Source organism: Streptomyces sp. NPDC104761 (genome assembly GCF_055583445.1).
Map to the genome: position 1 here is coordinate 528,643 of NZ_JBVJNZ010000003.1, position 19,170 is coordinate 547,812.

General features: G+C 72.1%; 22 protein-coding genes. 17 read left to right on the forward strand and 5 right to left on the reverse strand.

Annotated elements, in window-relative coordinates:
- Positions 1-121: 121 nt before the first annotated feature.
- The gene (locus ACZ63F_RS12140; RefSeq protein WP_469710308.1) at positions 122-979 is read right to left on the reverse strand and encodes an AbfB domain-containing protein; all 858 of its coding nucleotides are present in this window, start codon (positions 977-979) and stop codon (positions 122-124) included.
- 276 nt (positions 980-1,255) lie between these two features.
- Here ACZ63F_RS12140 and ACZ63F_RS12145 point away from each other — a divergent pair, with 276 nt between their 5' ends.
- The 4 genes from ACZ63F_RS12145 (at position 1,256) to ACZ63F_RS12160 (ending at position 4,891) form a co-directional block, all read left to right on the forward strand.
- Entirely contained in the window at positions 1,256-1,576 is a 321-nt protein-coding gene (locus ACZ63F_RS12145; RefSeq protein WP_469710309.1) for a DMT family transporter, read from the forward strand.
- Positions 1,576-2,112, forward strand: coding sequence for a TetR/AcrR family transcriptional regulator (locus tag ACZ63F_RS12150; RefSeq protein ID WP_469710310.1), 537 nt, complete (start codon positions 1,576-1,578; stop codon positions 2,110-2,112). Before ACZ63F_RS12145 ends, ACZ63F_RS12150 begins: the two co-directional genes overlap by 1 nt.
- 85 nt (positions 2,113-2,197) lie before the next feature.
- A complete protein-coding gene (dapD, locus tag ACZ63F_RS12155; protein ID WP_382730542.1) occupies positions 2,198-3,187 on the forward strand; it encodes a 2,3,4,5-tetrahydropyridine-2,6-dicarboxylate N-succinyltransferase in 990 nt (329 codons plus the stop codon).
- Between the two features lie 435 nt (positions 3,188-3,622).
- Positions 3,623-4,891, forward strand: a complete 1,269-nt coding sequence (locus ACZ63F_RS12160; protein WP_469710311.1) for an MFS transporter — start codon at positions 3,623-3,625, stop codon at positions 4,889-4,891.
- 45 nt (positions 4,892-4,936) lie between these two features.
- On the opposite strand, the gene ACZ63F_RS12165 is transcribed toward ACZ63F_RS12160, so the two are convergent.
- Entirely contained in the window at positions 4,937-5,854 is a 918-nt protein-coding gene (locus ACZ63F_RS12165) for a LysR family transcriptional regulator (protein WP_469710312.1), read from the reverse strand.
- 121 nt (positions 5,855-5,975) lie between these two features.
- Between ACZ63F_RS12165 and ACZ63F_RS12170 the strand changes: the two genes are divergently transcribed.
- The 7 genes from ACZ63F_RS12170 (at position 5,976) to ACZ63F_RS12200 (ending at position 13,116) form a co-directional block, all read left to right on the forward strand.
- Positions 5,976-6,959 carry a fumarylacetoacetate hydrolase family protein gene (locus ACZ63F_RS12170; RefSeq protein ID WP_469710313.1) on the forward strand — a complete coding sequence of 328 codons (984 nt, stop codon included), beginning with the start codon at positions 5,976-5,978 and terminating at the stop codon, positions 6,957-6,959.
- Positions 6,956-7,954: a cyclase family protein gene (locus tag ACZ63F_RS12175; protein WP_469710314.1), complete on the forward strand. Its 999-nt coding sequence runs from the start codon at positions 6,956-6,958 to the stop codon at positions 7,952-7,954. Before ACZ63F_RS12170 ends, ACZ63F_RS12175 begins: the two co-directional genes overlap by 4 nt.
- A gap of 175 nt (positions 7,955-8,129) precedes the next feature.
- Positions 8,130-9,305 carry an FAD-dependent oxidoreductase gene (locus tag ACZ63F_RS12180; RefSeq protein WP_469710315.1) on the forward strand — a complete coding sequence of 392 codons (1,176 nt, stop codon included), beginning with the start codon at positions 8,130-8,132 and terminating at the stop codon, positions 9,303-9,305.
- Complete coding sequence (locus ACZ63F_RS12185) at positions 9,302-10,312, forward strand: amidohydrolase family protein (protein ID WP_469710316.1); 1,011 nt, start codon at positions 9,302-9,304, stop codon at positions 10,310-10,312. Before ACZ63F_RS12180 ends, ACZ63F_RS12185 begins: the two co-directional genes overlap by 4 nt.
- 11 nt (positions 10,313-10,323) lie before the next feature.
- On the forward strand, positions 10,324-11,262 hold the full coding sequence (locus ACZ63F_RS12190) for a VOC family protein (RefSeq protein WP_469710317.1): 939 nt from the start codon (positions 10,324-10,326) through the stop codon (positions 11,260-11,262).
- 115 nt (positions 11,263-11,377) lie between these two features.
- Complete coding sequence (locus tag ACZ63F_RS12195) at positions 11,378-12,349, forward strand: fumarylacetoacetate hydrolase family protein (RefSeq protein ID WP_469710318.1); 972 nt, start codon at positions 11,378-11,380, stop codon at positions 12,347-12,349.
- Positions 12,346-13,116, forward strand: a complete 771-nt coding sequence (locus ACZ63F_RS12200; RefSeq protein WP_469710319.1) for an SDR family NAD(P)-dependent oxidoreductase — start codon at positions 12,346-12,348, stop codon at positions 13,114-13,116. The genes ACZ63F_RS12195 and ACZ63F_RS12200 overlap by 4 nt, the downstream gene beginning before the upstream one ends.
- A 265-nt stretch (positions 13,117-13,381) precedes the next feature.
- Here the strand turns inward: ACZ63F_RS12200 and ACZ63F_RS12205 are convergent, their stop codons facing one another.
- Both ACZ63F_RS12205 and ACZ63F_RS12210 read right to left on the reverse strand, forming a co-directional pair.
- Positions 13,382-13,537, reverse strand: a complete 156-nt coding sequence (locus ACZ63F_RS12205; RefSeq protein WP_469710320.1) for a putative Ig domain-containing protein — start codon at positions 13,535-13,537, stop codon at positions 13,382-13,384.
- Positions 13,538-13,564: 27 nt separating this feature from the next.
- Positions 13,565-14,074, reverse strand: coding sequence for an HAD domain-containing protein (locus ACZ63F_RS12210; RefSeq protein ID WP_469710321.1), 510 nt, complete (start codon positions 14,072-14,074; stop codon positions 13,565-13,567).
- A 140-nt stretch (positions 14,075-14,214) separates the two neighbouring features.
- On the opposite strand from ACZ63F_RS12210, the gene ACZ63F_RS12215 reads away from it, so the two are divergent.
- Together ACZ63F_RS12215 and ACZ63F_RS12220 are read left to right on the forward strand one after the other, a co-directional pair.
- Positions 14,215-14,775 carry a SigE family RNA polymerase sigma factor gene (locus tag ACZ63F_RS12215; protein ID WP_469710541.1) on the forward strand — a complete coding sequence of 187 codons (561 nt, stop codon included), beginning with the start codon at positions 14,215-14,217 and terminating at the stop codon, positions 14,773-14,775.
- Positions 14,772-15,992, forward strand: coding sequence for a WD40 repeat domain-containing protein (locus ACZ63F_RS12220; protein ID WP_469710322.1), 1,221 nt, complete (start codon positions 14,772-14,774; stop codon positions 15,990-15,992). Before ACZ63F_RS12215 ends, ACZ63F_RS12220 begins: the two co-directional genes overlap by 4 nt.
- On the opposite strand, the gene dapA is transcribed toward ACZ63F_RS12220, so the two are convergent.
- Entirely contained in the window at positions 15,993-16,904 is a 912-nt protein-coding gene (gene dapA, locus ACZ63F_RS12225) for a 4-hydroxy-tetrahydrodipicolinate synthase (RefSeq protein WP_469710323.1), read from the reverse strand.
- 166 nt (positions 16,905-17,070) lie between these two features.
- On the opposite strand from dapA, the gene ACZ63F_RS12230 reads away from it, so the two are divergent.
- The 4 genes from ACZ63F_RS12230 to ACZ63F_RS12245 all read left to right on the forward strand — a co-directional run bounded on the left by ACZ63F_RS12230 (position 17,071) and on the right by ACZ63F_RS12245 (position 19,154).
- The gene (locus ACZ63F_RS12230; protein WP_469710324.1) at positions 17,071-17,229 is read left to right on the forward strand and encodes a hypothetical protein; all 159 of its coding nucleotides are present in this window, start codon (positions 17,071-17,073) and stop codon (positions 17,227-17,229) included.
- A complete protein-coding gene (locus ACZ63F_RS12235; RefSeq protein ID WP_469710325.1) occupies positions 17,226-17,903 on the forward strand; it encodes a hypothetical protein in 678 nt (225 codons plus the stop codon). Before ACZ63F_RS12230 ends, ACZ63F_RS12235 begins: the two co-directional genes overlap by 4 nt.
- Positions 17,904-17,976: 73 nt before the next feature.
- Entirely contained in the window at positions 17,977-18,453 is a 477-nt protein-coding gene (locus ACZ63F_RS12240) for a DUF3618 domain-containing protein (protein ID WP_469710326.1), read from the forward strand.
- Positions 18,454-18,545: 92 nt separating this feature from the next.
- A complete protein-coding gene (locus ACZ63F_RS12245) occupies positions 18,546-19,154 on the forward strand; it encodes an ArsR/SmtB family transcription factor (RefSeq protein ID WP_469710327.1) in 609 nt (202 codons plus the stop codon).
- Positions 19,155-19,170: the final 16 nt, after the last annotated feature.

Below are 19,170 nucleotides of genomic sequence, written 5' to 3' on the forward strand. Positions count from 1 at the left end.
CTCCCCCCCCCCCCCCCCCCCCCCCCCCCCCCCCCCCCCCCCCCCCCCCCCCCCCCCCCACAACCCCCACCCCCCCCCCCCCCCCCCCCCCCCCCCCCCCCCCCTTCCCGTGCGGGGGTACTCAGGCCAGCGGGTCCACGAACCGGAACGCGGAGTCCGCCAGGTACAGATCGCTGCCCTGGTACGGGTCCAGCTTCAGCTGGAAGTTCTGGTGGCGCAGGTAGCGGCCGGGGTAGTTCACCGACTCCAGCATGACCGCCCCGGAGTAGGCCGAGCCCCGTGCGCAGAAGGTGGCGTCCTGCCGGAACAGGGACGAGCCGTCGTCGGCGTCGGCGCGCAGCAGGAAGTTGCGGTGCCGCAGGTACTTCCCGTCCGCCGTCCGCAACGAGTAGCAGGAGCTGTTCGCCAGGCCCTTGACCACGGTGAACGTCGAGTCCGCACGGGACTCCGAGCCGCGCGGCGCGTCCAGCTTCACCAGTCCGTCGCTCACATGCCAGTAGCGGTCCGGGTAGTTGACCGAGCGGACCGACCTCTCGGAGCTGTCGGGCTGCTGTCCCGAGCCGCCCGAAGTGCCCTTGGCCGGCGCGGACTTGGACGGCTGGGCGCCGGACGGCGAGCTCTTCGGGCCGGCGCCGGGCGGGGAAGCCGCCGCCGTGGCGGACGTGGACGGGGTCGGCGAGGTCGCCGACATCCCCGACGTGCCCTTGGGCGGGGCGGCCGGGTCCGACGCCGACGGCGAGGCGAAGGAGAGCAGACCGGGGCCGTTGTCGGTGTTCGCGGACACCGTGGGACCGGCCGATGACGTCTTGTCAGGGGCGTTGTGGCCGACGGCTATCGCGGTGACGCAGGCGACGACGGTGGCGACGGCCAGCGTGCCCGCCAGCCAGAGTCTTCGGGTTCCGGGAGTCCGGGAGGTGTCGGGAACCCAGCCGTTCTCCCAGGGGGGAGGCGGCGGGGGTTGGGGGGTGGCTTCTGGCATGCGCGTTTCCTCCAGCGGCGCCAGGGCAGCGGCGGCCGGGGGTGTGAAGGTGGCGTGGGTGAACTGTGAGGCAGTCGTGGATCACAGAGGTGCACACACTAGTGGAGTCACGGGGCTGCGGGGAGCCGTTTCAGCTAGCGGTTTCTATGAACATTGAACATCGTCGTGCGGCACCCGGAAGCCCAAGCGGCGTACCCGGCACCCTCGTTCGGGACGGCCGGATTGCCCCGCCGTCGATGTGTACTGCCGTACACATCGTTGCGTACACTCGTACACATGGGATACCTGACGCTCGCCGGCGCCATAGCCGCCGAGGTCGCCGCCACGACGGCGATGAAGTACGCGGACGGCTTCAGCAGATTCTGGCCCTCGCTCCTGACGGCGCTGGGCTACCTGATGTCGTTTCTGCTCCTGGCCCAGACACTGAGGACCCTGTCGATCGGCACCGCGTACGCGATCTGGTCCGGGGTGGGCACCGCGGCCATCGCCGTACTGGGACTCCTGCTGTTCGGGGAGACGCTGACGCTGGTCAAGGTGGCCGGGATCGTGCTGATCATCGGGGGAGTGGTCGTCCTGAACCTGGGAGGCGCGCACTGATGCCACGCCGCTACGACCCCGACCGCCGTCGGCGGATCATCGACGCGGCGATCCGGGTGGTCGGCGAGAAGGGCCTGGCGGGGCTCAGCCACCGCTCGGTCGCCGCCGAGGCGGACGTACCGCTCGGCTCGACGACCTACCACTTCACGACCCTCGACGAGCTGATGGTCGCCGCCCTGCGGCAGGCCAACGAGGGCTTCGCCAAGACGGTCGCCGCGCACGGCGGCCTGGACGACTCCGCGACGGACCTCGCCACCGCCCTCGCCCGGATCCTCGGCGACTGGCTGGGCGGCGACCGTACCGCCGTGGAGCTGGAGTACGAGCTCTACCTCGCCGCCCTGCGCCGCCCCGCCCTGCGCCCCGTCGCCGCCGAGTGGGCCGACGACCTCGCCGAACGGCTGACCCGGCACACCGACCCGGTCACGGCGCGGGCGCTGGTCGCGCTGATGGACGGGATCTGCCTCCAGGTGCTGCTGACCGGGACCCCGTACGACGAGGGGTACGCGCGGGAGGTGCTGGGACGGGTGATTCCCTGACCGGGAGGCCGCCGCACGGACCGTCCCCTGAGACGCCCCGCACGCTGGTTCGCCTCGCAGGCCCCCGGCCGGTTAGGTTGCCCTCATGACCGACACGACTGCTCCTCGTCCCACCGGTGCCGCCGCCGCCGGCCTCGCCACGATCGCCGCCGACGGCACCGTGCTCGACACCTGGTTCCCCGCCCCCGAACTCCTCGCCGAGCCCGGCCCGGCCGGTACCGAGCGGCTGTCCGCGGACAGGGCCGTGGAGCTGCTCGGCGAGAACGCCGGGAACGCGATCGGCCCGGACGCCCGCCGCGGTGTCGAGGTGGTCGCGGTCCGTACGGTCATCTCCTCCCTCGACGACAAGCCCCTCGACACCCACGACGTCTACCTGCGCCTGCACCTGCTCTCGCACCGCCTGGTGAAGCCGCACGGCCAGAGCCTGGACGGCATCTTCGGCCTGCTCGCCAACGTCGCCTGGACCTCGCTGGGCCCGGTGGCCGTCGACGACATCGAGAAGGTCCGGCTGAACGCCCGTGCCGAGGGCCTGCACCTCCAGGTGACCTCGATCGACAAGTTCCCGCGGATGACCGACTACGTCGCCCCGAAGGGCGTGCGCATCGCCGACGCCGACCGGGTCCGCCTCGGCGCGCACCTCTCCGAGGGCACCACCGTCATGCACGAGGGCTTCGTCAACTTCAACGCCGGCACGCTCGGCACCTCGATGGTCGAGGGCCGCATCTCGGCCGGCGTCGTGGTCGGCGACGGCTCGGACATCGGCGGCGGCGCCTCCACCATGGGCACGCTCTCCGGCGGCGGCAACGTCATCATCGCGATCGGTGAGCGCTGCCTGATCGGCGCCGAGGCGGGCGTCGGCATCGCCCTCGGCGACGAGTGCGTGGTCGAGGCCGGCCTCTACGTCACCGCGGGCACCCGCGTCACCATGCCCGACGGCCAGATCGTCAAGGCCCGCGAGCTGAACGGCGCCTCCAACATCCTCTTCCGCCGCAACTCGGTCTCCGGCGCCGTAGAGGCCCGCCCGAACAACGCGGTCTGGGGCGGCCTGAACGAGATCCTGCACAGCCACAACTGACGCGTGGCGGCCGTGACCTGCGGCCGCCTGACCGACCACCGTTCTGACCTGCTGCCGAGCTGTCGGCAGTTGTCGACGTCGGTCACCATTGAGCGCCCTTCCACGGCCCGAGGACGGCCCGGGGGAGGGCGCTCACGTGCTTCCTCCGGGCGGGGCGGGGATGACCGGGCTCCGGGACTCCGCCGTTCGTGCGCAGCAACGGCCGTGTGCGCCTTCCGTCTGCGTGACGGTTGCCCATCACATCCACCGCGTGGATGACCCGGATACGGGATTCGGATCGCGCTGGGGATGGCACCGGCGCCTTGGCGCCCCCATAGTCGTCGCTACCGCACGCCGCTGTCCGGATGCCGCCGGCGTGCGACCTCCCCAGCATGCCGTGCGCCTTCGGTGCCCGTGAGGCATGCCCGCTCCGTTACGCCATCCCCTGGAGTCGCCATGCCCGGTTCCGTGCCCTCGCCGCCTCCCGCCGCGATCGATGCCACCGCTCCGTCAGCCGTCGCCGTGTCGGGCCCGGCCCATCTGCTGCGGGTGACCCTTCTGATGGCGGGCAGCTGCCTGCCGATCCTGGGGGCGGTGCTGATCGCCCCCGTGCTGCCGAAAATGCAGGACCACTTCGCGTCGGTCCCGGGGGCCAAGGCGCTGGTGCCGCTCGCGCTGACCGTTCCGGCGCTGGCGCTGGCGCTGCTGGCACCGTTCGCCGGCCTGATCGTGGACCGGCTGGGCCGCAAGCGCCTGCTGATCGTGGCGACCCTGCTGTACGCCGCGTTCGGCACAGCCCCGCTGTGGCTGGACTCGCTGGGCGGCATCATCGCCAGCCGCGCCCTGGTCGGCGTCGCCGAGGCCGCGATCATGACCTGCTGCACGACCCTGATCGGCGACTACTACAGCGGTCGGCAGCGGGTGAAGTACCTCGCCCTGCAGACCATGTGCGCCTCCGCGTCGGCCACCGTCTTCTTCGTGCTCGGCGGCGCCGCCGGATCGGCGGGCTGGCGCGTGCCCTTCTGGGTGTACGCCGTGAGCCTGGTGCTCGCCCCGCTGATGGCGACCGCCCTGCCCAACCCGGGGACCCGTGCGGACGGCGACGCGCCTGTGGCCGAGGCGGAGGCCCCCCGCTCGTTCCCCTGGCGGCCGCTGACGGGCATCTGTGCCCTGACCTTCTTCGGGGCGATGGTGTTCTACACCGTCCCGGTGGAGACGTCGTACCTGCTCGACGACCTCGGGGTGCAGAACACCGGCGTGATCGGACTGGCCACCGCGGTCGCCAGTGCCGCCACGGTGGGCGGAGCGGTCACCTTCGCCCGCCTCGAGCGCTCGCCCGATCCGATGCTGCCCGTCGTCCTCGCGGTCTGCGCGGTCGGCTTCGGGGTGATGTTCCTCGCGGGCAACGCCCCGCTGCTGGTCATCGGGGCGGTCGTCAACTGTGTGGGCACCGGCATGCTGCTGCCCTCCCTTCTGACCAGTGCCATGTCCCGGCTGGCGTTCGAGGACCGCGGCCGTGGCACGGGGCTGTGGACGGCGGCCTTCTTCGGCGGTGAGTTCGTCTGCCCGCTGGTGCTGCTCGCCGGGGAGTCCGCGGTCGGCAGTCTCGCCGGTGCGGTGGGCCTGCTGGGGCTGGCCGCAGCCCTCGTCGCGGCGGGGCTGTGGGCGGCCCGTCGCCGGGTGGGCGCCGTCGATCCCCGGCCGTTGCCGGAGCAGTTGGCCTGAGGGTGCGCGGGACGACCGCCGGGAGCGCGTCGATCGGACTGCCGCCTAGCTGTGGCCGTTGCCCGCCAGCGTGGCGCCCACCTCCGCGGCCTTCTGCCGCAGCCAGATGTGGGCCGCGTCCTGCGCGTGCATCGGGTGCCACCACATCGCCTCCCGCACCGGTACCGCCTCGAACGGGCAGGGCAGGACGCGCACCGCCGCGGATCGGACCGCCTTGCGTGCCAGGCGCTCCTGGATCATCGCGACCCGCCGGGTGCCCTCGACCATGGGCGGCAGCAGCTGGAAGGTCTGCACGGACACCTCCACCCGGGGACTGATCCCGATCATGCTGAGCTGGCGTGCGGCCGGGGCGTCGTAGGGGCGCTGGTAGACGGCCCAGGGCAGACGCCCCAGCTGGTCCAGGGTGAGTTCGTCACCGATCTCGGGGTGATCATCGGCGACCATGCACAGCCAGCGGTCCTGGTGGAGTTCGACGGCGGGGAAGCCGTCGATCACGCCGTGCGGCATCAGCAGTCCGTCGACGGTGCTCAGCACGGTCGCGGTGTTTTCCACGACGGACGGTGCCGGGTGCTGGAAGGTGAGCCGGATGCCGGGCGCCTCCTGGTGCAGGGCGCGGGCGAGGGCGGCGCCGAAGACGGCCGCTCCGTAGTCGGAGGCGAGCAGGGTGAACTCGCGGGTCTCGGCGGCCGCGTCGAAGTCGGCCTGGCTGGAGAAGACCCGCTCCAGCAGGTCGCACGCGGTGGCGCTGCGGTCCCGCAGGGCGGTGCCGAGCGGCGTCAGCTCGTAGGAGTTGCCGGTCCGGGCGAGCAATTCGTCGCCGAAATGGCGGCGCAGCCGGGACAGCGCCGCGCTCATCGCGGGCTGGCTCAGCCCGATGCGCTCGCCGGCCCGGGTGACATTGCGCTCTTCCAGCAGCGCGCGCAGGGCGAGAACCAGATTGAGGTCGAGTCGGGACAGGTTCACCGGGCCACCACCTAGCAAGCGAGAGGTATCCATGTCATGGATTCGGCGCATCCACAGGATTGATTTCCGTGATTGACCGAGCGGAGTCAGAGTAGACCGCAACTCAGCAGGAGGAAATCAGATGGCAACGCTCGCGCAACCTGCCGGCCCGTTCGCGCTCGGCACGTTCTCCACTCAGGACGGGGAGCCGTTTCCCGGCCTCCTGGCCAAGGGCCGGGTACGCGACTTGAGCGGTGTCCTGGCCTGGGCACCGTCCAGCGTGCGCGCCGTGGTGGAGCGATGGGAGGAGGCCCTGCCCGTCCTGCGCGTCCTGGCGGACGAGGACGCCCTCGACTGGCGGCCGCTGGAGGGCCTGCGGGTGCACGCCCCCATCGAGCCGCGGCAGGTCTTCCAGTCCGGCGCCAACTACCGGCAGCACGTGATCGACCTGGAGGCCGCCCACCGCTCCCCGGACGACCCGCGCACGGTTGAGGAGGCGCGCGCCGAGATCGCCGCGGTCATGGACCGCCGGGCCGCCGAGGACCTGCCGTACGTCTTCATCGGTCTGCCGAGCGCGATCACGGGCCCGTACGACGACGTGGTCCTGCCCGCCTGGGCCGAACAGCCGGACTGGGAACTGGAGTTGGCGGCCGTCATCGCCAAGCCCGCCTACCGGGTGACGGTCGAGGAGGCCCTGGAGTACGTCGCCGGCTACACCATCGCCAACGACCTGACCGACCGCGCCACCGTGTTCCGCCGGGACATGAAGGCCATCGGCACCGACTGGCTGCGCAGCAAGAACGCGCCCGGTTTCACGCCGCTCGGCCCGTGGCTCGTCCCTGCCGAGTCGATCGCGGACACCGGTGACCTGCGGGTCACGCTCAAACTCAACGGCGACACCATGCAGGACGAGTCCACCAAGGACATGCTCTTCGGAGTCGCCCGGTTGGTGTCGTACGCGTCGCAGACGGCTCAACTCCTGCCCGGTGACCTGGTGTTGACCGGCAGCCCGGCCGGCAACGGCATCCACTGGGGACGCCTGCTGCGCGACGGCGACGTCATGGAGGGTTCCATCACCGGTCTGGGCGTGCAGCGCACCCGCTGTGTCGCGGAGGGAACGGCATGAGCCTGGACCGCCGCGACCCGGAGGGCGCGATAGCCGAGGCCGCCAAGGCGTACTCCAACTGGGGGCGTTGGGGCGAGGACGACGTGCTCGGCACGCTGAACTTCCTCGACGAGGGCAAGCGGCGCGAGGGCGCGTCGCTGGTACGCCGCGGCGTCAGCTTCTCGCTGTCGCAGCGGTTCGACATGAACGGCCCGCAGAAGGGCTGGCGCCGACGGACCAACCCGGTGCACACCATGCTCGACACGGGCACCGACGCGGCGCTGGGCAACCAGGGTTTCCCGCACGGCATCGGCGGCGCCGACGACGTGATCTCCATGCCGCTGCAGTGCTCGACCCAGTGGGACGGACTCGGCCACATCTTCGACCACGGATTCGCCTGGAACGGGCGGCGCGCCGACAAGGTGGTCACCTCCGACGGCGACCTCGTCACCGGCATCGAGCACATGGCGCCGTACGTCGCCGGGCGCGGAGTGCTCCTCGACGTGGGCCTGGTCGTCGGCACCGGTGGGGGCACCTCCCGCTCGAGCGGAGCCGAGAGTGGGGGAGAGCTGCCCGACGGGTTCGCCATCACCGAGGAGCACCTCGAGCAGACCGCCGAGGCCCACGGGGTGACCGTCGGCCGCGGCGACATCGTCCTCGTCCGCACCGGACACCTCGCCCGCGCAAGGCGGGACGGCTGGGGAGACTACGCGGGCGGACCCGCGCCCGGTCTGTCGTTCACCACCGGCGGCTGGCTGCACGGCACCGAGATCGCCGCCATCGCCACCGACACCTGGGGTTTCGAGGTCCGCCCCAACGAGTTCGAGGGCGCCTTCCAGCCGCTGCACCAGGTCGTCATCCCCCACATGGGCCTGCTGATCGGCGAGATGTGGGACCTCGACGCACTGGCCGCCGACTGCGCCGACGACGGCGTGTACGAGTTCTGGCTCACCGCCGCTCCCCTCCCCATCACCGGAGCCGTCGGCTCCCCGGTCAACCCGATCGCCGTCAAGTAACCCGCAACACCGCCGGATGCGCCGTTCCCCGGACAGCGGCGGCGCATCCGGCCCCCGCCGCTCCACCCGCTTCGCCGGGTGACCCGTCCCCACCTCCGGCCCGCACTTTCAGCGGGCGAGCCGCAGCCCCCGCCGCCCGAAGTCGCGCGGCCCAACCCCGGGAGGAATCCCCGACATGGCTGACAGCCGCACTCTCCCCCAGCCTCCGGCCGGGGGCACACCCACCGTCCTGGTCATCGGCGGGGGCGCCTCAGGCAACGCCGTCACCATCCTGCTGCGCCGCGCCGGCATCGCCGTCGACCTGATCGAGGCCAAGCCGGACTGGAACGCCACCACCGGCTCCGGCATCACCCTCCAGGGCAACGCCCTGCGGGTCCTGCGCGAACTGGGCGTGTGGGAACAGGTGGAAGCCTCCGGATACGCCTTCGGCTCGCTGGGCGTGACCGCCCCCGACGGCACCGTCCTGTTCGTCGCCGAGGACATCCAGACCGGCGGAAAGGACCTGCCCGCCACCGTCGGCATGCAGCGCCCCCAACTGCAGCAGATCCTCATCGACGCGGTCCGCGCCTGCGGCGCCGGCGTTCGCCTCGGTACCACCGCCGAAGCGCTAAAGCAAAACGCCGAGGGCGTGTCGGTGCGCTTCAGCGACGGCAGCGAGGGCCGCTACGACCTGGTGATCGGCGCCGACGGACTCAACTCCGCCACCCGCGCCGCGATCGGCATCACGGACAAACCCGAGCCGACCGGCATGGCCATCTGGCGCATCGCCGCCCCGCGGCCCGAGAGCGTGACGCGCACCGACCTCGCCTACGGAGGCCCCGCCTACATCGCCGGGTACTGCCCCACCAGCGAGAACACCATCTACGCGTACCTCGTCGAAGGGTGCCGCGACCGCGCCTCCATCGACCCGGCCACCTACGCCGACGAGATGCGCCGCCTGGCCCAGAGCTACGGCGGGGCGTGGCCGGAGATCACCGAGCACATCACCGACCCGAAGAAGGTCAACTACACCTGGTTCGACCACCTGCTGGTCGAGGACTCATGGCACCGGGGCCGGGTCGTGCTCATCGGCGACGCCGCCCACTGCTGCCCGCCCACCATGGCCCAGGGCGCGGCGATGTCCCTGGAGGACGCCCTCGTCCTCGCCGAGCTGCTCAGCGTGGCCGTGGCCGACGGCCGGGACTGGGACGACGAGCTGCTCCGGGTCTACCACGACCGCCGCATCCCCCGCGTGCGCACCGTCGTCGAGGCGTCCATGCAGATCGGCCAGTGGCAGCTGGACGGCGTGCGCGACGCCGACATGGCCGGGCTGGTCGGCCGCACCATGAACCTCCTCAAGGAGCGCCCGTGACCACGACCGCATCCTCCGCCCCGGTCATCGACGTCCACGCCCACCTCCTGCTCCCGGAGGTCGAGGAGGCCGTCGCCGGCCATCCCGGCCTCGCCGAGGCCCGCGCCCTCGACGCCCGCCGCAACGGCCCGGCGGCCCTGACCGTGAACGGCCCCATGGTCGGCGCCCGCGTGCCGAAGCTCACGGACGCCGCCGTGCGCCTGGCGGCCATGGACGAGCAGGGCGTGGACATCCAGCTGGTCAGCCCCTCGCCGTCCCACTACCACTACTGGGCCGAGCCTCAGCTGGCCGAGAAGGTCTGCCGGCTGGCCAACGAGGGCGCCGCCGCGCACTGCGCGAAGGCACCCGACCGCCTGCACGGCCTGGGCCTGATCCCGCTCCAGCATCCCGACCTCGCGGTCGGCCTGCTCGACCACGCCCTGGACCAGGGGCTGAAGGGGGTGGAGATCTCCTCGCACGCGCCCGGTCACGAACTGTCGGATCCCGCGTACGAACCCTTCTGGTCCCGTGCCGAGGAGACGGGCGCCCTCCTCTTCCTGCACCCCTTCGGCTGCACCCTCGGCGAGCGCCTGGACCAGTGGTACCTGTCCAACACCGTCGGCCAGCCCACCGAGAACGCGGTCGCCCTCTCCCACCTGATCTTCTCCGGCGTCCTGGACCGTCATCCGGGCCTGAAGCTGATCGCGGCGCACGGCGGCGGTTACCTGCCCACCCACATCGGCCGCTCCGACCACGCCTGGCGGGCCCGTCCCGACGCCCGGGGCTGTGAGCGGGAACCGAGCAGCTACCTGAAGCAGCTGTACTTCGACTCCCTCGTCCACGACCCCCAGGTGCTGCGGGAGCTGCTGCGAACGGTCGGCCAGGAACGGGTCCTGCTCGGCTCCGACTTCCCCTTCGACATGGGCACCGACGACCCGCTCGGCGCGCTGCGCGCCGCGGACCTGCCCGACACCGCCTTCCACTCCGTCCGGGGCGGAAACGCCGCCGCTCTGCTCAACCTCGTCTGAGGAGGACCCCCATGAGCAACCGCCTGCTCACCCACCTCCGGCACGTCGACCTCGCCGTGCCGGACTACGACAAGCAGCTCGACTTCTACTCCGGGGTCTGGGGCCTGACCAAGGTCGCCGAGGACTCCGGCATCTCCTTCCTCGCCGCCGAGGGCTCCCCCGAGCAGTACGTCGTCCGGCTGCGCAAGGCCGACGAGAAGCGCCTCGACCTCGTCTCCTACGGCGCCGCGAGCCCGGCCGACGTGGACACGCTCGCCGAGCAACTCCTCGCCGGGGGTGTCGAGCTGGTCACCCGGCCGGGCAAGGTGGAAACACCCGGCGGCGGTTACGGCTTCCGCTTCTTCGACGTCGACGGCCGCACCATCGAGGTCTCCGCCGACGTCGAGGTGCGGCAGCACCGCAGGATCGAGGAGAAGGAGGCGATCCCGGTCAAGCTGTCGCACGTCGTCCTCAACTCGCCGGATCTGGACAGGACCAAGGCGTGGTACGAGGAGCATCTCGGTTTCCGGCTGTCCGACACACTCGGCCATCCGCACATCGGCGACGTCATGCACTTCATGCGGATCAGCAACCAGCACCACTCCATGGCCATCGCCAAGGGCCCGCACACCTCCCTGCACCACGTCTCCTTCGAGATGCGCGGCATCGACGAGTACATGCGCGGCTCTGGCCGTGTCATCCGCTCCGGCGCCCGCAAGATCTGGGGCCCGGGCCGGCACATGGCGGGTGACAACACCTTCACCTACTTCCTCGACCCGCACGGCAACACCGTCGAGTACACGACCGAGTTGGAGCTGCTGGACGAGGACACCTGGCACCCGCACGTCTACGACTTCTCCCAGCCCGAGGTCACCGACCAGTGGGGCACCGCCAACCCCATGAACGAACTGGTCACCAAGGAATCCTTCAACGACGTCGACCGCGGCGTCTTCGTCGCCCCGCCGGTCTGATCGGCGAAGCCCTGAGTCCCCGGGGGCGCGGTGACCCTGTCACCGCCCTGACTCCCCTGCCGCGTCCCCGGCCTTCGTGCCCACCCCTCACGCCGACATCCGACAGGAAACCGCCATGCGTTTCGCCACGTACGAGTACCGCAACCGACGCCAGGTGGCCGTCGTCGAAGAGGACGGCACGCTCTACCCCCTTCCCGGCGTCAGCTCACTGACCGGCCTGCTCGCCGAGGGCGGCGGCCTGCCCGAGCTGCTGGAGGCGGGCTCCGCCACGCTGGACATCCCGGCCGGCCCTCATGTCTCCGAGGTACGGCTGCTGCCCCCGCTCCAGCCGCCCACCGTGCGGGACTTCGTCACCTTCGAGGAGCATGTCGAAGGTGTACGGCGCTCCGTGGACGGCACCGCGGGCGTACCGGAGCAGTGGTACGCGGCTCCGACCTTCTACTTCACCAACCCCTACGCGGTGTACGGCCCGCACGACGACATCCCCGTGCCGCCCGGCTCGACCGTGCTCGACTTCGAACTCGAAGTCGCCGCCGTGATCGGCAAGGAGGGCCGCGACCTCACTCCCGAGCAGGCCCGCGAGCACATCGTCGGCTACACCGTCTTCAACGACTGGTCCGCGCGCGACCTGCAGTCCGCCGAGATGAGGGTCGGCCTCGGTCCCTGCAAGGGCAAGGACACCGCCACCACGCTGGGCCCGTACCTGGTCACCGCCGACGAACTGGAGAAGTACCGGGACGAGGACGGATTCCTGCGGCTCGGGCTCACCGCCGAGGTGAACGGCGAGGTGGTCGGCAAGGACCTGCTGTCCAACATGAGCTGGACGTTCGAGGAGATGGTCGCCTACGCCTCGCGCGGGACCTGGGTGCGCTCCGGTGACGTCCTGGGCTCGGGCACCTGCGGCAACGGCGGCTGTCTCGCGGAACTGTGGGGCGTACGTGGCGCACAGGACCCTGCCCCGCTCAAGCCCGGCGACACGGTCACCCTCACCGTCGAAGGCATCGGCAGCGTCTCCAACACGGTCGTCGCCGGAGCCGCCTCGGTCCCGCTGCCGACCGGCCGGCGCCGCTCCCGGGAGCGGCCGTGACCGACCTCCACCCCTGGGGGCGTCTCCCGGCCGAAGGCCGGGGGAGGCTGCTCGGCAGGGTCGTCGTGGTCACCGGCGCCGCCCGCGGCCAGGGCGCCGCCGAGGCGGAGGCACTGACCCGCGAGGGTGCCCGGGTCATCGCCACCGACGTGACCGGGGCTTCCGGCTGCCGCCGGCTCGACGTCACCAGCGAGAAGGACTGGGCCGAACTCGCCGCCGAACTGGGGGAGGCATACGGCCGGGTGCACGGCCTGGTCAACAACGCCGGTGTCACCTGGCGCGCCCGCCTCGACGCCGTACGCCCCGAGGACATGGCCCGCGTCCACGCCGTGAACGTCACCGGGCCGCTGCTGGGCATCCAGCACCTGGCACCGCTGATGCGCCCCGGGGCGTCGATCGTGAACGTCGGCTCCTCGGCGGCCCTGACCGCCCACTACCCGGTCGCCTACACCGCCAGCAAGTGGGCATTGCGCGGCCTGTCGGCCACCGCCGCCATGGAACTGGGACCACGCGGCATCCGCGTGAACACCATCCACCCCGGTTACATCGAGACCGAGATGACCGCCTCCGCCGCACCCGCCTTCCGCGAGGCCAACCTCGCCGGCACACTCCTCGGCCGCACCGGAACCGTCGACGACATCACCCCGCTCGTCACCTTCCTCCTCTCCGACGAGTCGTCCTTCATCACCGGAGCCGAGATCCCCGTGGACGGCGGCCTCACCGCGCACGGCGGCGCCAAGCCGATCTCGGACGCCGTACGCAACTAGCAGAAGCAGAAAGGCCCTCACCCATGGACAAGGTCTGGCACCACGACTCGAGCTTCACGCTCCGGAGGTACACGCACCTGATGCCGAACAGCGAGGCGCGCGCCCGGGCCGCGGCCCGAGGACGGCCGGGGGAGGGCGCTCACGTGCGCTCACGTGCCTTCCCGGCGGACGCGGGCCCGTGTCCGCCGGCCGCCGCCGACACCCCCGGGAGCGCCGGTGGCGAACCCGTCGGCTGCGGCACGGCTGTGGGCTGTGGGCTGTGGAGTCAGGTCGCGGTCCGGACGAAGGTCGCGGAGCCGGTGGAACCGGTCGTGTTCTTCGCGGTGACCGTCACCGTGTAGGTGCCCGCTTTGGTCGCCGAGCCCGTGAACACACCCGCCGGGTCGAGGGTCGGCGGCAGGTTCCGGGAGGAGTCGTGCACCAGGGTCTGGTAGTTGCCCGCGGCCGCTCAGTCGTCCTGGGGCATGGCCGCCCGGAACTTTGCCAGCGCGGCGAAGTCGGCCTCCCGCAGCCCGATCCTGGGGTCGACGTGGTGGAGCAGGGCCGGGCCGGGGTGGTGGGCGCGGACGTACAGTGTGTCCGCCGGGCTCTGTTCGTCGTCCACCCAGGCGAACGGGCGCCCCGCGGCGTAGGCGACGATCGCCTCGGTCTTCCAGTGGACCCCGTCGGGCCGCTCCGCGAACAGGCCCCGGCCGAAGTCGACGTACGGCAACTCGGGGAGCCCCACGACGGGCGCGATCCAGCGGTTGGCCTCGGCCATCCAGGTGGTCGCCCAGCACAGCTCGTAGCCGAGGGCGAGCAGCGCCGGGCCGTGCGACGGGTTCAGCCACACTCGCAGCGGGCGTCCCGGACGGACGGTCGCCCGGATCGTCGTGTATCCCGCGGGGCGTCGCTCGGGCTGGGCGGCGTACGGGTTGAGGGGGCCGTCGACGTCCAGGAACAGCAGGGGGCGGCTCACGGGGCCAACGTACGGCAGCGGGCGTGCCGGACACCGGTGAATGTTCTCGCGCCGCACAGGCATAGTGGCGCCGCTCCGCACGCGTCACCACGGGTACAGGGTCCGGTCACCGGGCGGGCCCGGGGGAAGAGAAGGTGACGATGGATGCGGAACTGCAGGAGAGCTTCCGGGAGTTCGTGGACAGCAGGTCGACGGCGCTGCTGAGGACCGCCGTGCTGCTGACCGGCGGCGACCGGCACGCGGCCGAGGACCTGCTGCAGAACGCCCTGATCAAGGCGGCCGGCCGCTGGCAGCGCATCGACGAGCCCGAGGCCTATGTGCGCCAGGTCCTCTACCGGCAGCAGATCAGCCGCTGGCGGCTGAAGTGGCGCCGCCGCGAACTCAGCGTCGCCGAACCCCCGGAGAGCCCGCCGACGCTGGACACCGCGTCCGCCGCCGAGCTGCGCCTCGTCCTGCGCGCGGCCCTGTCCCGGCTCACCACCCGCCAGCGCACCGTCCTGGTCCTCCGCTACTTCGAGGACCTCCCGGAGGCCGACGTGGCCAGGCTGCTCGGCTGCTCCGTCGGCACCGTACGGTCCACCACCCACCGCTCCCTGGCCCGGCTGCGCACCCTCGCGCCCGAACTCGCGGCCCTCGCCCCGGACACCGGCCCCGACCAGCCGCCGTCCCGTGACTACTCGCCCGTGGAGGTGCGGCCGTGAACGTCGAGGAACTCATGCGAGACGCGTTGCGCGAACAGGCGGCCGAACAGCCGCCGCTGCGGGCCGGGTTCGCCGACCGGGTGCTGGCGGTCCGCAGGCGCCGCCGGACCCGCCGGCTTGCCGGCGTCGCCGTGGCCACCGCGGCCGTGGTCGCCGTCGCGGTGGGCGTGCCGCTGCTCGACGGCGGCAGGCAGGACGTACGGCCCGCCGGAGTCCTCGACCCCGGTGAGACCCGTGCCCACCCCGACCAGTCGCCGCCCCGCGAGCTGATCCAGGCGGGCGGCGCGGCCATGGCCGCCTACTACACCACCGGCAGCGTCAAGCAGACGGCCCGCGAGTACCGCACCACGCGCACCTACTGGCTGCTGAACCAGCGCACCGGACGCTACGAGAAGGACTCCCGCTGGTCGTACGTCGCCGTCGCCCCCGGCCTGAAGACCGCCGCCGTCCTGGAGCGGACCATCCCCGCCCGGCGGATCGGCCTGCTCGACCTCACCACCGGCAGGGTGGCCCGCTGGATCTCCGTCGGGCAGGGGGTCGGCGGGCTCGCGTTCTCCCACGACGGCCGCAAACTGGTCGCGACGACCTACTCCGCCGACCCCGACGTGGTGACCAGGGCGCCGGGCGACACGACCGGCACCAGCTTCTCCATGCCCGACGCCATGCCGCGCACCGGCTTCTACGTCCTCGACGTGGCCTCCGGGAAGGGTCCCTGGCGCGAGATCGGCGGCCCGCACGACAGCATGACCATGGCCGACATCAACATCCGTCAGGACTTCGCCATCAGCCGCTCCGGTCAGTACGTCTGGTCCGGTCTGACCAGCGAACCCGGGGTGCAGTTCTACGACCTCCGCGGCCACGAGGTTCCTGTGCCGGCGGGCGGGCGGTACCTGAACTGGTTCGTCCAGGCGGGGCTGTCGCCCGACGGCAAACGGGCCGCCGGTGACTTCGCGGGCAGGACGATGAAGACGTCCTCCTGGATCACCGACCTCGGCACCGGCCGGAAGACCGAGGTGCACGGGCAGCAGCTCCTCGCCTGGGCCGACAACGAGTCCCTCGTCGCCTGGGACATCGCCAAGGACGGCGGCAACGAGTTCCACAACCGGCTGGTCCTGGTCACCATCGGCAGCGACAAGATCGTTCCCCTCAGCGGCTTCCGCAAGGGCGACGACGGCGCCGCCGGCCGCTGGACTCCGGTCTTCGCCGAGCGGCGCTGATCAGCCCGCCGCGAGCTCCTCGTACACCGCCCGCAGCCCGTCGGCCGCCTCCCGGCCGGCGGGCCGCAGCGGTGCCCGCGGCGGGCCCGCCGGCAGGCCGAGCGCGGCGAGCAGCGCCTTCGACGTGACCGTGCCCGGCAGGCCCGCGGCCGTCATCGCCTCGATCAACGGCGTGGCCCGCAGCTGGAGTTCGGTCGCACGGGCCGTGTCGCCCGCGTCGAACACGTTCAGGATCGCGGCGACCCGGGACGGGACGACATTGGCCACCGTGCTCACGCAGCCGGCCGCGCCCACCGCGTACAGCGCGAGGATGTGCTCGTCGCAGCCCGCGTAGTACGCCAGGTCCGTGCGCGCCAGCACCTTCTGGGTGCCGAGGAAGTCGTACGAGCAGTCCTTCACGGCCACGATCCGGGGGTGCGCGGCGAGCCGGACCAGTGTCTCCGGCTCGATCCGGGTGCCGGTGCGGCCCGGGATGTCGTACAGCATCACCGGCAGCCCGCTCGCCTCGGCCACCTGGAGGAAGTGCGCCTCCAGCGCGTCCTGCGGGGGCCTGCTGTAGTACGGCGACACCACCAGGACGCCGTCCGCGCCCGCCTTCTCGGCGGCGAGCGCGAGGTCGACGGTGTGCAGGGTGTCCGCGGTGCCCACGCCCGCCACCAGCGAGACCCGCTCGCCCACCGCCGCCCGCACGGCCCCGATCAGCTCCGTCTTCTCCGCGTCCGTGGTGGTCGGCGACTCGCCGGTGGTGCCGTTCAGCACCAGACCGTCGCAGCCCTGAGCCACCAGATGCGCGGCCAGCCGCCGGGCACCGTCGAGGTCGAGCGCGCCCGCTCCGGTGAAGGGGGTGACCATCGCGCAGAGGGTGCGGCCGAAGGGGCGGGGCGAACGGGCGGTGCCGTGGGGGTTCGTCATGGGGGTAGTCTCGGCAACGCGACAGCGTAGCTCCACTTAATTTTTCTACCTGATACACCTTAGAAATACTAAGACGTTGGCCCATGGCGTCCTGGGGCCCTGTGTCCAACTCGGCCCCTCATGGGCCATTATGGGCAGGACGGTCACCGACGGCAGGTCATGGGTCATGGGAGGCACCATGAAGCTGGGCAAGGCACTGGCCACCGGGGTCGCCGAGGAGCGGCCGCTCGTCAGCGACGACGTACCCGAAGGTCCCGAACTTCCCGAAGAGATCCACGAGCCCCAGGTCAGGTCCGCGTCCGAAGAGGCTCCGGCCGTCCGATGAGGCTGTGGCTCCCGGCGGAACGGCCGACGGAGCCGCCGGCCGGCTACAAGATCGCCCATCCGATGCTGTCCCAGGACGGTACGCGGGCCGGGTTCACCGGTGTGTCGCTGGGCGGCGCGCTGCCGTACGGAGTGCTGGACGACGCGTCCTGCGTCTACGGCCGACGGCATCGCCCGCCCGCGCGGCTGTGCGACTGCGGCTTCCACTGCGTGCACGAACGCGAGGTCGCCGAGGCCCTGTTGTGCACCGCCGAGCACCGGTCCGCCGTGCTGCTCGACGTCTCCGTCCTCGGTGCCTACATCCGTTTCGAGCGCGGTTTCCGCTACGCCCGGCAACGCGTGCGGACCGCGACCGTCGGGCCGTGCGCCTGCGGTGCGCCGGCCGTCGCGCTCGCCGACTCGGGCTGGGGCAGGCCCGGTTGGCGGGCCCTCGTGGCCGCCTGTGCGGGCTGCGTACGCGCGCGTGCGTCCGTCTCGCTCGCCGGGTTCGCCCGGCTGGCGGGTCAGGGGCTGCGGGTGATCGCCGCAGGTGCGGGTGCCGCCAGCAGCCGGGTGGCGGCGGGGGAAAGCCTCGGGGTGCCCGAACTGGTCGCGGAGGCCGCACTGTTGCAGGCCCGCCTCGACTGGTTCCAGAGTCAGCTCGCCCGTCTGGGTGAACGGGGGGAGCAGGGCTGAGGGCGGCCGGACCGGGTACTCGAAGGGTCCGCAAGCAGAGCGGACGCCGACGAGACCAGGAGGGGCAGCACCGATGACGAAGAGGACCGCACGCGGAACGGGGGCCCGACTGACCGACACCGCCGGTGCGCTGGCGGCCAAGGCCGACCTCAAGGGCCGTACCCAGGCCCGCGCCGCCGATCTCAAGGACCGGGCCGGCGCGCTGAGCGTACATCTGCGCGAGGGAGCCTCCAGGGCCGGTCACCAGGCCCAGGGCCGGGCGATGAAGGGCGGCCACACGGCGCAGGAGCAGATGGCCAAGGCGCGCCACACGTTCCAGGAGCAGGCGCTGCGGACCGGGCACGCCGTGCAGGAGCGGGCGGGACACGCCGGGCACCTGGCGACGGAGAAGGCCGCCGAGGCGGGGCACGCCGTCGAGGACCGGGTCGCACAGCCCGCGCGCATGGCCGTGCGGGCGCTCGTCCGGCTCCCCCGGCCGGTGCTGTTCGCGGGCGCCGCGACCGCCGTCGCGGTGGCGGTGGGCGCACTGCGCCGGCGCCGTCGCAGCTGAGGGCGGCCGGGTTCGCCGGAGGGCCGTTTCACCGTCCCACCGAAAACTCCACCTCTGTGGACAAAAAAAGTTTTCGGTGGGACGGTGGAGCCATGCTGGACGTCACCGTGATCGAGGACCCCGAGGCAGCGGCCGTGTCGCTGGACCCCATAAGGGCCAGGCTGCTCGCCGAACTGGCCGAGGCGCCCGCGTCGGCCGCGATGCTGGCCGGCCGGGTCGGGCTGCCCCGGCAGAAGGTGAACTACCACCTGAAGACGCTGGAGCGGCACGGCCTGGTCGAACTGGCCGGCGAGCGGCGCAAGGGCAACGTCAACGAACGGCTGATGCGCGCGACCGCCGCGTCGTACGTCATCTCGCCGGCCGCCCTGCCCGCCGTGCAGCCGGACCCGGACCGCTTCCGCGACCAGCTCTCCGCGCGCTGGCTGCTCGCGCTCGGCGCGCGCCTGGTGCGCGACGTCGGCATGCTGATCAGCGGGGCCGCCAAGGCCCGCAAGCGGCTGGCGACCTATGCGCTGGACGGCGAGGTCCGCTTCGCCTCCGCCGCCGACCGCGCGGCGTTCGTGCAGGAACTGACGGCGGGCGTGAGCGCGCTCATCCGCAAGTACGACGCGCCCGACGCGGAGGCCGGCCGCGACCACCGGATCGTGGTCGCCGTCCATCCCACGGTCAAGGACCGGCCCACCCCCGAGCTGGAACAGTAGGCGGCAGGAGCCCCAT

Coding starts and splice junctions, on each gene's coding strand:
- ACZ63F_RS12230 (WP_469710324.1), top strand. CDS start 17,071: ATGGGAGGCACCATGAAGCTGGGCAAGGCACTGGCCACCGGGGTCGCC.
- ACZ63F_RS12170 (WP_469710313.1), top strand. CDS start 5,976: ATGGCAACGCTCGCGCAACCTGCCGGCCCGTTCGCGCTCGGCACGTTC.
- ACZ63F_RS12190 (WP_469710317.1), top strand. CDS start 10,324: ATGAGCAACCGCCTGCTCACCCACCTCCGGCACGTCGACCTCGCCGTG.
- ACZ63F_RS12180 (WP_469710315.1), top strand. CDS start 8,130: ATGGCTGACAGCCGCACTCTCCCCCAGCCTCCGGCCGGGGGCACACCC.
- ACZ63F_RS12160 (WP_469710311.1), top strand. CDS start 3,623: ATGCCCGGTTCCGTGCCCTCGCCGCCTCCCGCCGCGATCGATGCCACC.
- dapA (WP_469710323.1), bottom strand. CDS start 16,904: ATGACGAACCCCCACGGCACCGCCCGTTCGCCCCGCCCCTTCGGCCGC.
- ACZ63F_RS12140 (WP_469710308.1), bottom strand. CDS start 979: ATGCCAGAAGCCACCCCCCAACCCCCGCCGCCTCCCCCCTGGGAGAAC.
- ACZ63F_RS12245 (WP_469710327.1), top strand. CDS start 18,546: ATGCTGGACGTCACCGTGATCGAGGACCCCGAGGCAGCGGCCGTGTCG.
- dapD (WP_382730542.1), top strand. CDS start 2,198: ATGACCGACACGACTGCTCCTCGTCCCACCGGTGCCGCCGCCGCCGGC.
- ACZ63F_RS12145 (WP_469710309.1), top strand. CDS start 1,256: ATGGGATACCTGACGCTCGCCGGCGCCATAGCCGCCGAGGTCGCCGCC.
- ACZ63F_RS12235 (WP_469710325.1), top strand. CDS start 17,226: ATGAGGCTGTGGCTCCCGGCGGAACGGCCGACGGAGCCGCCGGCCGGC.
- ACZ63F_RS12195 (WP_469710318.1), top strand. CDS start 11,378: ATGCGTTTCGCCACGTACGAGTACCGCAACCGACGCCAGGTGGCCGTC.
- ACZ63F_RS12175 (WP_469710314.1), top strand. CDS start 6,956: ATGAGCCTGGACCGCCGCGACCCGGAGGGCGCGATAGCCGAGGCCGCC.
- ACZ63F_RS12150 (WP_469710310.1), top strand. CDS start 1,576: ATGCCACGCCGCTACGACCCCGACCGCCGTCGGCGGATCATCGACGCG.
- ACZ63F_RS12215 (WP_469710541.1), top strand. CDS start 14,215: ATGGATGCGGAACTGCAGGAGAGCTTCCGGGAGTTCGTGGACAGCAGG.
- ACZ63F_RS12240 (WP_469710326.1), top strand. CDS start 17,977: ATGACGAAGAGGACCGCACGCGGAACGGGGGCCCGACTGACCGACACC.